The sequence below is a fragment of the Streptomyces sp. NPDC005496 genome, assembly GCF_042872045.1.
In the GTDB taxonomy this organism is placed as follows: domain Bacteria; phylum Actinomycetota; class Actinomycetes; order Streptomycetales; family Streptomycetaceae; genus Streptomyces.
The window spans coordinates 48,453-61,032 of the sequence record NZ_JBIAJQ010000020.1; the positions used below are offsets into that span (position 1 = coordinate 48,453).

The 12,580-nt window shown below is 73.6% G+C and carries 12 protein-coding genes; 7 read left to right on the forward strand and 5 right to left on the reverse strand.

Going from position 1 to position 12,580, the window contains the following annotated elements; translation table 11 throughout:
• The first annotated feature begins 20 nt into the window (after positions 1-20).
• The 5 genes from ACFYQQ_RS38925 to ACFYQQ_RS38945 all read left to right on the forward strand — a co-directional run bounded on the left by ACFYQQ_RS38925 (position 21) and on the right by ACFYQQ_RS38945 (position 4,461).
• On the forward strand, positions 21-1,247 hold the full coding sequence (locus tag ACFYQQ_RS38925; RefSeq protein WP_356170163.1) for an FAD-dependent oxidoreductase: 1,227 nt from the start codon (positions 21-23) through the stop codon (positions 1,245-1,247).
• 89 nt (positions 1,248-1,336) lie between these two features.
• The gene (locus ACFYQQ_RS38930) at positions 1,337-1,708 is read left to right on the forward strand and encodes an Rv2175c family DNA-binding protein (RefSeq protein WP_355791340.1); all 372 of its coding nucleotides are present in this window, start codon (positions 1,337-1,339) and stop codon (positions 1,706-1,708) included.
• A gap of 88 nt (positions 1,709-1,796) precedes the next feature.
• The gene (gene thiE, locus ACFYQQ_RS38935) at positions 1,797-2,471 is read left to right on the forward strand and encodes a thiamine phosphate synthase (RefSeq protein ID WP_355791343.1); all 675 of its coding nucleotides are present in this window, start codon (positions 1,797-1,799) and stop codon (positions 2,469-2,471) included.
• A gap of 110 nt (positions 2,472-2,581) precedes the next feature.
• Complete coding sequence (gene metF, locus ACFYQQ_RS38940; RefSeq protein WP_355791346.1) at positions 2,582-3,505, forward strand: methylenetetrahydrofolate reductase [NAD(P)H]; 924 nt, start codon at positions 2,582-2,584, stop codon at positions 3,503-3,505.
• Positions 3,506-3,561: 56 nt separating this feature from the next.
• On the forward strand, positions 3,562-4,461 hold the full coding sequence (locus ACFYQQ_RS38945; RefSeq protein ID WP_355791349.1) for a hypothetical protein: 900 nt from the start codon (positions 3,562-3,564) through the stop codon (positions 4,459-4,461).
• A 46-nt stretch (positions 4,462-4,507) separates the two neighbouring features.
• On the opposite strand, the gene ACFYQQ_RS38950 is transcribed toward ACFYQQ_RS38945, so the two are convergent.
• The 5 genes from ACFYQQ_RS38950 to ACFYQQ_RS38970 form a co-directional block, all read right to left on the reverse strand.
• On the reverse strand, positions 4,508-6,013 hold the full coding sequence (locus ACFYQQ_RS38950) for a phytoene desaturase family protein (RefSeq protein WP_388907248.1): 1,506 nt from the start codon (positions 6,011-6,013) through the stop codon (positions 4,508-4,510).
• A 45-nt stretch (positions 6,014-6,058) separates the two neighbouring features.
• The gene (locus tag ACFYQQ_RS38955; protein WP_355790040.1) at positions 6,059-6,673 is read right to left on the reverse strand and encodes a DUF4126 domain-containing protein; all 615 of its coding nucleotides are present in this window, start codon (positions 6,671-6,673) and stop codon (positions 6,059-6,061) included.
• A gap of 362 nt (positions 6,674-7,035) precedes the next feature.
• Positions 7,036-7,665: a TetR/AcrR family transcriptional regulator gene (locus tag ACFYQQ_RS38960; RefSeq protein WP_355790037.1), complete on the reverse strand. Its 630-nt coding sequence runs from the start codon at positions 7,663-7,665 to the stop codon at positions 7,036-7,038.
• A gap of 23 nt (positions 7,666-7,688) precedes the next feature.
• Complete coding sequence (locus tag ACFYQQ_RS38965) at positions 7,689-9,773, reverse strand: YhgE/Pip domain-containing protein (protein ID WP_355790034.1); 2,085 nt, start codon at positions 9,771-9,773, stop codon at positions 7,689-7,691.
• Entirely contained in the window at positions 9,745-10,602 is an 858-nt protein-coding gene (locus ACFYQQ_RS38970) for an ATP-binding cassette domain-containing protein (RefSeq protein WP_356170177.1), read from the reverse strand. The genes ACFYQQ_RS38965 and ACFYQQ_RS38970 overlap by 29 nt, the downstream gene beginning before the upstream one ends.
• 186 nt (positions 10,603-10,788) lie before the next feature.
• On the opposite strand from ACFYQQ_RS38970, the gene ACFYQQ_RS38975 reads away from it, so the two are divergent.
• Both ACFYQQ_RS38975 and ACFYQQ_RS38980 read left to right on the forward strand, forming a co-directional pair.
• Entirely contained in the window at positions 10,789-11,328 is a 540-nt protein-coding gene (locus ACFYQQ_RS38975) for an SAV_6107 family HEPN domain-containing protein (RefSeq protein WP_388907253.1), read from the forward strand.
• A 244-nt stretch (positions 11,329-11,572) separates the two neighbouring features.
• Positions 11,573-12,343 (forward strand): methyltransferase, encoded by a 771-nt coding sequence (locus ACFYQQ_RS38980; protein WP_355794954.1) that lies wholly within the window; start codon positions 11,573-11,575, stop codon positions 12,341-12,343.
• The last annotated feature ends 237 nt before the right edge of the window (positions 12,344-12,580 follow it).

Below are 12,580 nucleotides of genomic sequence, written 5' to 3' on the forward strand. Positions count from 1 at the left end.
CAGATGTCTATGGTGATCACGTGAGCGAGCAGACGCAGTCCGGGGAGCGCACGGCGCCGCGAGTCGTCGTCGTGGGCGCGGGCATGGCCGGGGTGCAGACCGCGGTCGCCCTGCGGGAACAGGGCTTCACCGGCACGGTGACCCTGATCGGCGGGGAGCCGCACCAGCCGTACGACAGGCCGCCGCTGTCCAAGGCGGTGCTGCTCGGCAAGGCCGAGGGCTCCGCCTTCGACGTCGACTTCGAGGCGCTCGGCATCGGACTGCGGCTCGGCTGCGAGGTGCTCGGCGCCCGCCCCGGGGACCACGAACTGGACACCGCCGACGGGCCCGTGCCGTACGACGTCCTGGTGATCGCCACCGGGGCGGAACCGATTCGGCTGCCGGGCACCGAGGGCATCCCCGGAGTCCACCTGCTGCGCACCCTGGACGACGCCGAGCGGCTGCGCCCGGTGCTCGCCGAGCAGCACGACATCGTGGTCGTCGGAGCGGGCTGGATCGGCGCCGAGTTCGCGACCGCGGCCCGCGAGGCCGGATGCGCGGTGACCGTCGTCGAGGCCGCCGACCGGCCGCTCGCCGGTGCGCTGCCTCCCGAGGTGGCCGCCCCCATGGCCGGCTGGTACGCCGACAGCGGGGCGGCGCTGCGCACCCACGCGCGCGTGGAGCGCGTCGAGCCCGGCGCGGTGGTCCTGGACGACGGTTCGCGGGTGCCCGCCGGCGCGGTCGTCGTCGGCATCGGGGCCCGCCCCGCGACCGCCTGGCTCGCCGGCTCCGGGATCGAACTCGGCGCCCACGGCGAGATCGTGGCCGACGCCCACCTGCGCACCTCCGCGCCCGACGTCTACGCGGTCGGCGACTGCGCCTCCTTCCCGTCGGGCCGCTACGAGGGGCGCCTGCTGGTCCACCACTGGGACAACGCCCTCCAGGGGCCGCGCACGGTGGCGGCGAACATCATCGGCGAGGCCCCCGCGGCGTACGACCCGGTGCCCTACTTCTGGTCCGAGCAGTTCGGCCGCTTCGTCCAGTACGTCGGCCACCACGCCTCCGCCGACACGACCCTGTGGCGCGGTGACCCCTCGGGCGCCGCCTGGACGGTCTGCTGGCTCCGCGAGGGCCGCCTGGTCGCCCTGCTCGCCGTGGGCCGGCCCCGGGACCTCGCCCAGGGACGCAAGCTGATCGAGGCGGGGACGCCGATGGACGCCGACGCCCTGACGGACCCGTCCAAGCCGCTGAAGACGGCGGCGGCGTAGGGCGTCCGGCGGTCCGCCGCCCGCCTGCTCCTCCCCAGGTCGGACGGCCTCGGCTTCCGACTGTCGGTCCCAGATGGCAGGCTTGTCCCGTGACCGAGATTGACGCAAAGATCGATGCTCTCGTCCCCGCCTGGCTCACCCTCCCCGACATCGCCGAACTGCTCGGCGTCGAGGTGACCCGCGTCCGGCAGCTGGTCAAGGACGGCCAGCTCATCGCCGTACGCCGTGGTGAGAACCGCGCGCTGCACGTCCCCGCCGCCTTCATCGACGGGGCCGAGCAGAAGGTCGTCAAGGGCCTGTCCGGCACCTTGACGCTCCTGCGGGACGACGGCTTCACCGACGAAGAGATGCTGGAGTGGCTCTTCACCCCCGACTCGACCCTGCCCGGCACCCCCGCGCAGGCTCTGAGCGAGAATCGCGGCACGGAGGTGAAGCGCCGCGCCCAGGCGCTCGCCGTCTGATCCGACAACCTTCCGGTGTACGGACCACGGCCCGCCGGCCCGACCGGCCGCCGTGGTCCGTACGCCACCGACCACGGGGGACCCAGCCATGCCCGAGACCGGTGCCGACGCCCGCGCCCAGCTCGCCGACGCCCGCCTCTACCTGTGCACGGACGCCCGCAGGCGCCAGGGCGACCTTCCGGAGTTCCTCGACGCGGTCCTGGCCGGCGGGGTCGACCTCGTGCAGCTGCGGGACAAGAGCCTGGAGGCGGCGGAGGAGCTGGACCTCCTGGACCTCTTCGCCGAGAAGTGCCGCCGCCACGGCGCGCTGCTCTCGGTGAACGACCGGGCGGACGTGGCCCACGCGAGCCGCGCCGGGCACCCGGGCGGCGCCGCGATCCTGCACCTGGGCCAGGGTGACCTGCCGGTCCCCGCGGCCCGCGCGATCCTCGGCGACGACATCCTGATCGGCCGCTCCACGCACTCCGAGTCCGAGGCCGGGGCCGCCGCCGTCCAGCCGGGCGTCGACTACTTCTGCACGGGCCCCTGCTGGCCCACCCCCACCAAGCCCGGCCGCCACGCCCCCGGCCTCGGCCTGGTCCGGCACACGGCGTCGCTCGGCACCGACCGCCCCTGGTTCGCCATCGGCGGCATCGACCTGGGCAACGTGGACCAGGTCCTGGAGGCGGGCGCCCGCCGGGTCGTCGTCGTCCGGGCGATCACCGAGGCCGACGACCCGGGAGCGGCGGCGGGCGAGTTCGCCAAGCGGCTGCGCGGGGTGTGAGACGGCGGAGGGTGACGCTGAGTGTCCGAAGGGTGGACAAGAAGTCGACAAAACGGACAAATATCATCGGTTCGGTTGGGGTCACGGCGTCCCCTGGCTAACCTGCGGTCATGGCCCTCGGATCTGCTTCCACCAGGACTGACCGCGCACGCACCGTGCGCGACATGCTCGCGACCGGCAAGAAGACGTACTCGTTCGAGTTCTCCGCGCCGAAGACCCCCAAGGGCGAGCGGAACCTGTGGAACGCGCTGCGCCGGGTCGAGGCCGTCGCACCCGACTTCGTCTCCGTGACCTACGGCGCGGGCGGCTCCACGCGCGCGGGCACGGTCCGGGAGACCGAGCAGATCGTCGCCGACACGACGCTCACCCCGGTCGCCCACCTGACCGCGGTGAACCACTCCGTCGCGGAACTGCGCAACATCATCGGGCAGTACGCGGACGCCGGGATCCGCAACATGCTCGCGGTGCGCGGCGACCCGCCCGGCGACCCCATGGGCGACTGGGTGCCGCATCCCAAGGGCCTGACCTACGCGGCCGACCTGGTGCGTCTGATCAAGGAGTCCGGTGACTTCTGCGTCGGCGTCGCGGCCTTCCCGGAGATGCACCCGCGGTCCGCGGAATGGGACCTGGACGTCGCCCACTTCGTCGACAAGTGCCGTGCCGGCGCCGACTACGCGATCACCCAGATGTTCTTCCGGCCGGAGTCGTACCTGCGGCTGCGCGACCGTGTCTCCGCGGCCGGCTGCGGCACCCCGGTGATCCCCGAGGTGATGCCGGTGACCAGCGTGCGGATGCTGGAACGGCTGCCGCAGCTGAGCAACGCCTCGATCCCGGCCGAGCTGAAAGAGCGGATCCTCACAGCCAAAGACGATCCGGCGGCTGTACGCTCCATTGGGATCGAGTTCGCCACCGAGTTCTGCGCGCGACTGCTGGCCGAGGGAGTTCCCGGACTGCACTTCATCACGCTCAACAACTCCACGGCGACGCTGGAGATCTACGAGAATCTGGGCCTGCACCACCCACAGCGGGCCTAGACCGGCCGCGCCGGTATACGACACACTGCGTAGCGGTTACTGGGAGAGGGGCGTACATGGGCTGGACGGTCCTCTACATCGCGTTCGGGATGGTCGCGCTGTGGCTGCTGGGTGAGGTGCTGCTGCAGTACAAGGCACGGCTGCGCTGGCGCCTGCTCGCCTTCGGCGGCTTCCTCTGCGTCGTGCTCGGCGTGCTGATCCCCTCCGTGGTGGTCATCGGCCTGGGCGCCGCCGCCTTCGCGGTCGGCCAGACGTACGTCACGCTCTCCTTCCGCCGCGGTTTCTCGACCGGCTGGGCCATCGGCGGCCGTCCCGGCGCGAGCAAGCGGCGCCGCGGCGAGCCGGACCGACAGGACCCGACGCTGGAGGTCTCCGACCTGGAGGCGCCCGGCCGTCCGTCCTACGCGCCGGACGACGACTACGACCCGGACGACGTGTTCACCCCGGCGCAGCCCGCCTCCGCCGCTCCGGCCGCCGAGGCCACCGCCGTGTACGAGCCGCAGCCGCTGCCCGACGACACCGGCTCCTACGGCGTCTACGACGAGAACGCGTACGCGGCCCAGCAGTCCTACGGGAACGCCGACCAGTCCCAGAACCAGCAGGCGTACGCCTACGACGGCTACTCGGGATACGACCAGCAGCAGTACGGCTACGACACCGGGCAGCAGCAGTACGCCGCCTACTCCGACCCGTACATCGGCACGCAGACCTACGGCAGCGCCTCGTACGACACCGCTTACGGCGGCCAGCAGCAGTACGGTCAGCAGGGCTACGACCAGTCCCAGTACGGCGGCGGCCAGCCCGGCGAGACCCCGGCCGGCGGTGTCTGGGTGCCGCAGCAGCGCAACGCCGACGACCCCTACGGCGGCGAACTCCCGCCGGAGCAGCCGTATCCGTATCAGGGCGACGGCAACGGGCACGGCAACACCGGCTACGACGAGCAGTACCGGTACTGACCCGGCGACGGGGCCGCCGCCGGCCCCGCCCGGACGCCCCGTCAGGTCACTGCGAGCCCCGGAAGTCCGGCCCCTCCACGACGAGACCGGCCACCAGGGCGCCCGACATGCCCGCGTGCGGCAGCCCGCCGCCCGGATGCGCCCAGCCGCCCACGGCGAACAGCCCCGGCAGACCCGTGCCGTTGGACGGGTGCAGTAGCCGGCCCTCCGCCGCTGCGAGCGCCGGGGCGGGTACCGCGCCACCGGCCGCGCCCGTCGCCTCGGCGATGTCCGCGGGCGTACGCGCCTCGTGCCACAGGAGACGGTCGCGCAGCCCCGGCACGGCCCGCTCCGCGACGTCCAGCAGCCGCTCCACGTCCTGCCCGGACACGTCAAGGCCCGAGGGCACCGTGGCGGTCAGCGTCACCGCCTCGTGGTCCGCGTCCGGTGCCGACGCCGGGTCGCCGGGACGCAGCACCGTGACCGTCGGCGTGGCGGCGAGCCCCGGGTGCTCACCGAAGAGGCGGCTCAACTCGGCGTCCCGGTCCGGCGCGTGGACCACCGTGCGGTGCGCCGCGCCCTCGGGACGTCCGCCCCGCAGCGCCGCCAGCACGGTCAGGCGGCTCGCCGCACCCCGCTGCGGCGGAACGGTGCCCGCCCCACCCCGCGCCGCCGGCCCGGACGCGAGGGCGTCCAGCACACCGGGCGCGACGCCGGCCACCACGAAGTCGGCCTCGGCGACCGTCCCCGCCGCGGACCCCGCGAGTTCCACGCCCGCGGCCCGCCCGTCCTTCTCGACGATCCGCACGACGTCGGCACCGAAGACGAACTCCACCTTGCGGGCCAGGCACCGCTCGTACACCGCCCGGGCCAGCTCCCGCAGCCCGCCGCGCACGTACCAGGTGCCGAAGGCGTGCTCCATGTACGGCAGCACGGCCGCGCTCGCGGGGGCGGTGCGGGGGTCGAGCCCGTACGCGAGGGCGTGGCTCTCCAGCAGCGCCGAGAGGCGCGCGTCGCGCAGCTCCCAGGCGCCGACCTCGGCGAGCGTCGTGGCCCGCCGGGTACGCAGCAGCCGCTTGTGGGGCACCGACGGATAGGGTTCACGCTCGGCGAGCACCTGCCAGTTCGGCCACAGCGGCTCCTCCAGGAGGGGCCGGCGCGTGCGGTCCCAGGCCTCGCGCGCCCGCACCAGGAAGTCACCCCAGCGGGCTCCCGCGCCCGCTCCGAACGCCTCGTCCAGGGCGGACACGACGCCCGCGCGGGAGGCGTTCGGCAGGGCGATCTCGGTGCCGTCGGCGAACAGGTGCCGCGAGGAGGGGTCCACCTGGACCAGCTCGACGCAACTCTCCAGCGGCTCCCTGCCGGTCTTGACGAACAGGTCGCGCCAGACCGCGGGCAGCGTCAGCAGCCCGGGACCCAGGTCGAAGAAGAACCCGTCGCGCTCGAACCGGCGCACCGCCCCGCCGTACGTCCGAGTGCGCTCGTACACCACCACCCGGTGGCCCGCGACGGCCAGCCGGGCAGCGGCCGCCATCGCGCCCATCCCGGCGCCGATCACCGCAATCCGTGCCATGCCAGGGACTTTATCGGCCACCGCCGACAGCCCGGCGCGCGGCCGTCAGTCGGGCGCCGTCCGGGCCCGCGCGGCGAGCAGCCGCTCTTCCCGGCGCTGGGCCCTGCGGCGCAGGAACCGCCGGATGCGCGAGACCAGGAACCAGAGCAGCAGCAGCCCGGACAGCAGCAGGATGCCCGCGATGACCGCCGCGGCCTGCGGATGGAACATCGCGAAGGTGATGATCCCGGCGACCCCGAGATCCTCGGCCGTGCTCACCACGATGTTGCTGAACGGTTCGGGCGAGCTGTTGATCGCCATCCGGGTGCCGGCCTTGACCGCGTGGCTGGCCAGCGCGGTCGAACCCCCGAGGGCGCCCGCCGCGAGATCCGGGAGCGAACCGCTCTGCCCGGCGAGCAGCGCCCCGACCACCGCACCCGAGGCGGGCCGGATCACGGTGTGCACCGAGTCCCACACCGAGTCGACGTAGGGGATCTTGTCGGCGACCGCCTCGCACAGGAAGAGGACTCCCGCGGTGATCAGGACCTCGGGGCGCTGGAGGGACTCCGGCACCTCGTCGGTCAGGCCGGTCGCGCCGAAGACACCGAGGAGCAGCACCACCGCGTACGCGTTGATGCCGCTGGCCCAGCCGCTCGTGAACACCAGGGGGAGTACGGACACGGACGCGATCGTAGCCATTCGGCGGCGCCGCGTCCTGGGTCCGGGTGCCCAGGACTGAGTACCGGTACCCAGGGGGCCGGATGAGTAGGTGCACGGATGGGCCCGGCCCGCCGGGCACGACAGAGTGGAGGCCACGGGAAGGGGCGCGGCTCCGGCACCGCCGACACGGGGCGGCGGAACGGTACGACGCCCTCGACCGCTCCTTCCGCCGGCCTGTCGGCGGGAGCGAGGCACGGGGGACCCGGCGGGTGACCGCGCGGGTCCCGACGGGGGCACGGGGGAGACGGGGAGCGCCGGTCCGAGTTGGCCCGCGGGGGACGCGGCCACAGCGGACCGGCGCTTCTCCGTGTCCGCCCCGCGGGTCAGCGGCTGCCGCTCACGCGTCCCTGGAGGAGCCGGGAGAGCGCCGCGTGGACGTCGTCCAGGGAGCGTTCCGGCTGGAAGGCCTGCCAGTCCAGGGCGGCCACCAGGACCATGCCGACGAGCGCTGCCGCCGTCAGCGGGATGTCGAGTTCCTCGCTGAGCTCGCCGCCCGCCACGCCGTCGCGCAGGACGTCCTCGACGACCGCGACCGCCTGCTGCCTGACCACCATCAGGGTGGACTGCCAGGCCCGGTTGGTCCGCCACAGCTCGGCCACGTACAGCTGCGTGAACGCGGGGTAGCGGTCGATGAAGACGAGCCCCGCGCGGATCATCGCGTCCAGCGCGTCGACCTTGCTGCCGCCCTCGCGCGCCGCCTTCTCGGAGGCCTCCCGGAGAGAGGCGGTGAGGAGCCCGACACCGTGCCGCAGCAGCTCCTCGAAGAGGACCGACTTGCTCGCGAAGTTGTAGTAGACCGTGCCCTTCGCGACTCCGGCACGTTCGGCGATCTCGTCCACGGTGGTGGCGGAGAAACCCTGTTCGGCGATGAGGGTGACGGCCGCCTCGTAGAGCTTCTGCCGGGTCGCCTCGCGACGGCTGCTCCCGGCCCCCGTGGCACTGGTGCTTTCCATGGCGTCGATTGTCACAGGAACGGTCACAGGGTCAGCTCCGGGTGCAGCCGGTCGAGGGTCCACACCTGCCTGCGGCGGGCGGAGACGGCGGTGAGCGCGAGGGCGCCCGCGGTGAAGGCGGCCAGGACGGCGCACGCCTGCCAGACGGGGCCGAGGCCGCCGCCGGTGATGAGTCTGCGCAGGGCGTCGACGACGTGGCTCATCGGCAGGAAGGGGTGGATCGCGTTGAAGAAGCCGGGACTGGTCTGCACGGGGTACGTGCCGCCGGCCGAGGTCAGCTGGAGCATCAGCAGGGCGAGGACGAGGATGCGGCCCGCGGCCCCGAAGCGCGCGTTCAGCCACTGGACGATCGCCGCGAAACAGGCGCTGACCAGGAACAGGAAGCCCACCGTCCCGGCCGCCCTGACCATGTCCAGGCCGATCAGCCAGTGCAGTACCGACATCAGGGCGGCGGTCTGCAGGACGCCCAGGGCGGCCACCGGAAGCCAGCCCGCCACCGCGATCCGCCAGGCGGGGGCGCCCGCCGCGAGCGCGCGCCGGTTGAGCGGCGGGATCAGCATGTACGCCACCATCGCGCCCACCCACAGGGACAGCGGGATGAAGTAGGGCGCGAACCCGGTGCCGTAGTTGGGCGCCTTGTGCAGGTCCCGCGAGGCCAGCTGCACCGGGTCGGACATGACCTGGGTGCGCCGGTCGCGGTCGTCCTCGTCGTAGTCCGGGATCTTCCCGGCCCCGTCGTGGAGGCCGCCGGCGAGCTTCCCGGAGCCGTCGGCCAGCTTGTACATGCCCCCGTTGAGATCGACCGCGCCCGTGCGGAGTCTGCCGAGGCCCGCGTCGAGGTCCGTCGCGCCGGTCTTCGCCGTGCCGAGTCCGGTGTGCAGCTTCTTGGCCCCCGCCGCGACCTTCCCGGCACCGCTGTTCAGCTGATTGATCTTGGAGACGGCGTTGTCCAGGTCCTCGGAGAGGTGCGGTGAGCGCTCGGCGAGGTGCGCGGCCTGCTTCTGGAGGGTGGCGAGGTTCTTGTCGAGCTTGTCGAGGTCGCCGTCCTGCCCGGCCACGAGGGCGTTCACGTCGTCGGCGACCTTCGCCACGCCCGCGGCGGCCTGCGCTGCCTTCTTGAGGTCCGGGCACGCGGGGTCGGGCACCGGCGCGGTCTCGCAGCGGGCCTTGTGGACGCGGTCGAGGGCGTCGGAGGCCGCGTGGGCGCTCCTGGCCGCGGTCGGCGCCGTCTTGACCAGGGTGTCGAGGTTGTGGCGGATCGTGGACGCGGAGTCGGCGACCAGCCGCGCCGTGTCACCGATCGTCTTCTCGTTGTCCCTCAGGAAGGGCCGCACGTCGTCGGCGACGCCGTTGACCTTGTCGGCGAGTGCCCGGGTGCCGTCCGCGACCCGTTTCGACCCGTCCTCCAGGTCGCCCGCCCCCTTGTCGAGCTTCTTCAGGCCGCCGGCCAGCTTCCCGCTGCCCGACTTCGCGTCCTTCAGCCCGTCGGCGAGGTCCTTGGAGCCCTTCTTCGCCTTGCCGATCCCGCCCTTGAGCTTGTCGGCCCCCTCGGCGGCCTTCACGGTCTTGCCGTGGATGTCGGAGAAGGAGATGAAGATCCGGTCCAGGAAGGACCGCGAGGCCTTCGTGGACGCGGCCGTGCGCACCTCGCTGAACACCGTCCGCGAGATCTGCCCGACGATGTAGTTGTTCGCGTCGTTCGTACGCACCTGGAGGGCGCCCGTCTCGGGGGAGTCCCCGGAGCTGGACGCGATCCGCCGGCTGAAGTCCTCCGGCATGGTGAGCGACAGGTAGTACGTGCCGTCCTCGACGCCCCTGCGGGCCTCGGCGGCGCTCACCTCGTGCCACTCGAAGGTGTCGCTCTCGCGCAGCCCCTCGGTGATGTCGTCGCCGGCGGCGATCTTCCGCCCGGCGGCGCTCGCCCCCGCGTCGTCGTTCACGAGCGCCACGGGAATGCGGTCCAGCCGCCCGTACGGGTCCCAGAACGAGTACAGGTACAGGGCGCCGTAGAGCAGGGGCAGGAGGAGCAGGGCGGCCAGTGCCGCACGCGGCAGCCTGCCCCTGCCGAACCGCCTGAGCTCAAGCGCGGCCAGTCTCGGCGAGCGCATCCGCTGTCTCCTTGCCGTCGTCGTGGTCGTCTTCGTCGCCGTCCGGGGTCCCCGCGCCCGGTGCGTCCGGGGCGCCGGCGTCGTCCGGCCCGTCCGGGTCCGCCTCGCCGGGGGCGGGGCGCGTGGGCACCACGACGGCACCCTCCGGGGCCCGGCTGCACACCGCGAGGACGGTCGGGCCGGAGTCGGCCAGAGACCTCAACAGCGCCCAGACCTCGGTGCGTTCGGCCTCCGAGAGCTTGAGGTCGGTGTCGTCGACGGCCAGCAGCCGCGGTTCGTCCACGAGGGCCAGCGCGAGGGAGAGCCGCAGCGCCTCCAGCCGTTCCAGGTCGCGTACGGCGGTCCGCGCCCCCTTGGGCAGCGCCGCGAGGTCGAGCCCGACGGCGGCCAGCACCCGGTCGACGCGCCCTCTCGCCTCGGCCAGCCGCTCGGCGCGCGGACGCAGCAGTGCGCGCAGGCTGTCGCGCAGCGGGCCGGTGAACCGGCGCCTGAGCAGGGCCCGTTCGAGGAGGTGCTCCCCGACGGTCAGGGCCGGCTCCAGGTCCGTGACGCCGGGGACATGGGCGAGGGCGCTGATCGCACGCACCGCGGACATCTGCCGGGGCAGGTGGAAGGGGCCGACCGTGGCCCGCCCCTCGCTCGGCTTCATCCGGCCGGTGAGCGCGAGCAGTAGACACGTCCGGCCGGAGCCGGACGGCCCCTCCACCGCGATCAGGGTGCCGGGCCCGGCGTCGACTCCGACGCCCCGGAACACCCAGCCGCGCGGCCCCTTGAGCCCGAACCCCGCCGCGCCCACGGCGACCGCGGCGGCTGTCTCTGGCTCGCCCATGTCCCCCCGCTCCCCTGGAAGCAGGTCCCGGTCGAGGCCCTGCTTTTGAACTGACTGGTCAGTGCAAAAACTATCTCGAACCTTCGAGCGAGGCAAAAGGCCAGGTCAGATCGGATTGTCAGTGCCATACCGCACGATGGGCACATACGGCCACAGTGCCGTCACACAGACGACAGGAGGTTCGTCATGGCCAACTCCTCCGCAGCCGCCGCCCACCGGCGCCGCGCCGGCGGCCCTGCCCCCTCACTGACCGGCCCGGCGAGCGACGTGCACCCCGTGCTCCGCCGGACGACGGCCCCGCCCGCCGCCCTCGACCTGCTCGCCCAGGCGCGCGCGGGACTGGAGGAGGCGACCACCCTCGACACCCCGAACGAGCGCTACGCCACGGCACACCTCGCCGCCCTGCGCACCGCGGCCGCCGTGCTCGCCGCGCGGGGGCGCCCGGAGACCACCCCCCGACGCCGGGCGCGCATCCGGAGCGCCTGGGAAGTGCTCCCCGAGATAGCACCCGAACTGGCCGAGTGGAGCGCGCTGTTCGCCTCCGGAGCCGCACGCCGCGCCCGCGCCGAAGCGGGCATACGCGGGGCGGCCGGCCCCCGCGACGCCGACGACCTGATCCGCGACGTGGCCGTGTTCCTGCGCCTCGTCGAGCGGATGCTGGTCCTCCAGCCGGTCCTGCCACAGCCACGGCACGACGCGGACCACGAGGTCCCGGACGCGGGTTGACGGCCCGCCACCGGAGCGCGACGGGAAGCGGCGGGGCCCCGCCCGCACCGGGCACCGGCGCCCTCCGCGGCCCGCTCCGCACGTCCCGGACGGCACGCGGTCCGCCGATGATCCACCGCGTGAGACGGGGGGCCGGGCACGGCGGCGGAGGCAATAGGGTGGGAGGCGCACGCAGCCTCCCAGCGGGAGGCGTCCCGATCGCTCCGCCGGCAGCAGGCGGTGCCGCGCCGAGGAGTCAACTGCCGTGTCGGACCCGATGCGCCCCCGCGCTTCTCTCCGTACCGCCGTGGTCTGGGAGGTCCTCCAGGACGCCCTCGACCGCCGCGTGAAAGCCACGGGGCGGGAATCGCTCGACGTCCTCGACACCGGCGGGGGCAGCGGCAACTTCGCGGTGCCCGTGGCCCGCCTCGGCCACCGCGTCACCGTCGTCGACCCGAGCCCGAACGCCCTGTTCGCCCTGGAGCGCCGCGCCGCCGAGGCCGGCGTCGCCGACCGGGTGAAGGGCGTCCAGGGCGACGCCCACGGTCTCTTCGACGTCGTCGAGCGCGGCGGCTACGACGTGGTGCTCTGCCACGGCGTCCTGGAGTACGTGGACGACCCCGCCGAGGGCGTGCGCAACGTGGTGGACGCGCTGCGCCCCGAGGGCGTCCTCAGCCTGCTCGCCGCCGGGCTGGGCGGAGCGGTGCTCGCGCGCGCCCTCGCCGGGCACTTCAAGGAGGCCCGGTACGCGCTCGACGACCCGGACGGACGCTGGGGCGAGGGTGATCCCGTACCGCACCGCTTCACCGCCGCACAGCTCACCGGACTGGTCGAGGGAGCGGGCCTGCGGGTGGGCGCCGTCCACGGCGTACGGGTCTTCGCCGACCTGGTCCCGGGCGTCCTCGTGGACACCGAGCCGGGCGCCCTGGAGGCCCTGCTGAAGCTGGAGGCCGCGGCGGCCGAGCTGGACGCGTTCCACTCCGTGGCCACGCAGCTCCATGTGCTGGGTGAGCACCGGGGTGCCGACGGGGCGTGAGCCGCCTGCCGTGACGCGCCGCTGATCAGGGCCGGGGCGGCAGATGGAGTACGCCACAGGCCCTCCGATCGGACGCTCTGCGCCGTATGATCGAGGGAGACCACCCGGCATGACGGGTCGGCCGCTGGGGAATGCACGCTTCAGCGAGCCGGACCGCCGTGGCGGGTTCCGGTTGGCCAATTGGCGTAGAGGGGCGGGTTTCACGGGGGCGATTCCCTGCCTATCCTGAAGGGGACC

Excerpts from the sequence above, each read along its gene's own strand:
- thiE (WP_355791343.1), top strand. The coding sequence starts at position 1,797 with ATGCCCGAGACCGGTGCCGACGCCCGCGCCCAGCTCGCCGACGCCCGC.
- metF (WP_355791346.1), top strand. The coding sequence starts at position 2,582 with ATGGCCCTCGGATCTGCTTCCACCAGGACTGACCGCGCACGCACCGTG.
- ACFYQQ_RS38945 (WP_355791349.1), top strand. The coding sequence starts at position 3,562 with ATGGGCTGGACGGTCCTCTACATCGCGTTCGGGATGGTCGCGCTGTGG.
- ACFYQQ_RS38950 (WP_388907248.1), bottom strand. The coding sequence starts at position 6,013 with ATGGCACGGATTGCGGTGATCGGCGCCGGGATGGGCGCGATGGCGGCC.
- ACFYQQ_RS38960 (WP_355790037.1), bottom strand. The coding sequence starts at position 7,665 with ATGGAAAGCACCAGTGCCACGGGGGCCGGGAGCAGCCGTCGCGAGGCG.
- ACFYQQ_RS38965 (WP_355790034.1), bottom strand. The coding sequence starts at position 9,773 with ATGCGCTCGCCGAGACTGGCCGCGCTTGAGCTCAGGCGGTTCGGCAGG.
- ACFYQQ_RS38970 (WP_356170177.1), bottom strand. The coding sequence starts at position 10,602 with ATGGGCGAGCCAGAGACAGCCGCCGCGGTCGCCGTGGGCGCGGCGGGG.
- ACFYQQ_RS38975 (WP_388907253.1), top strand. The coding sequence starts at position 10,789 with ATGGCCAACTCCTCCGCAGCCGCCGCCCACCGGCGCCGCGCCGGCGGC.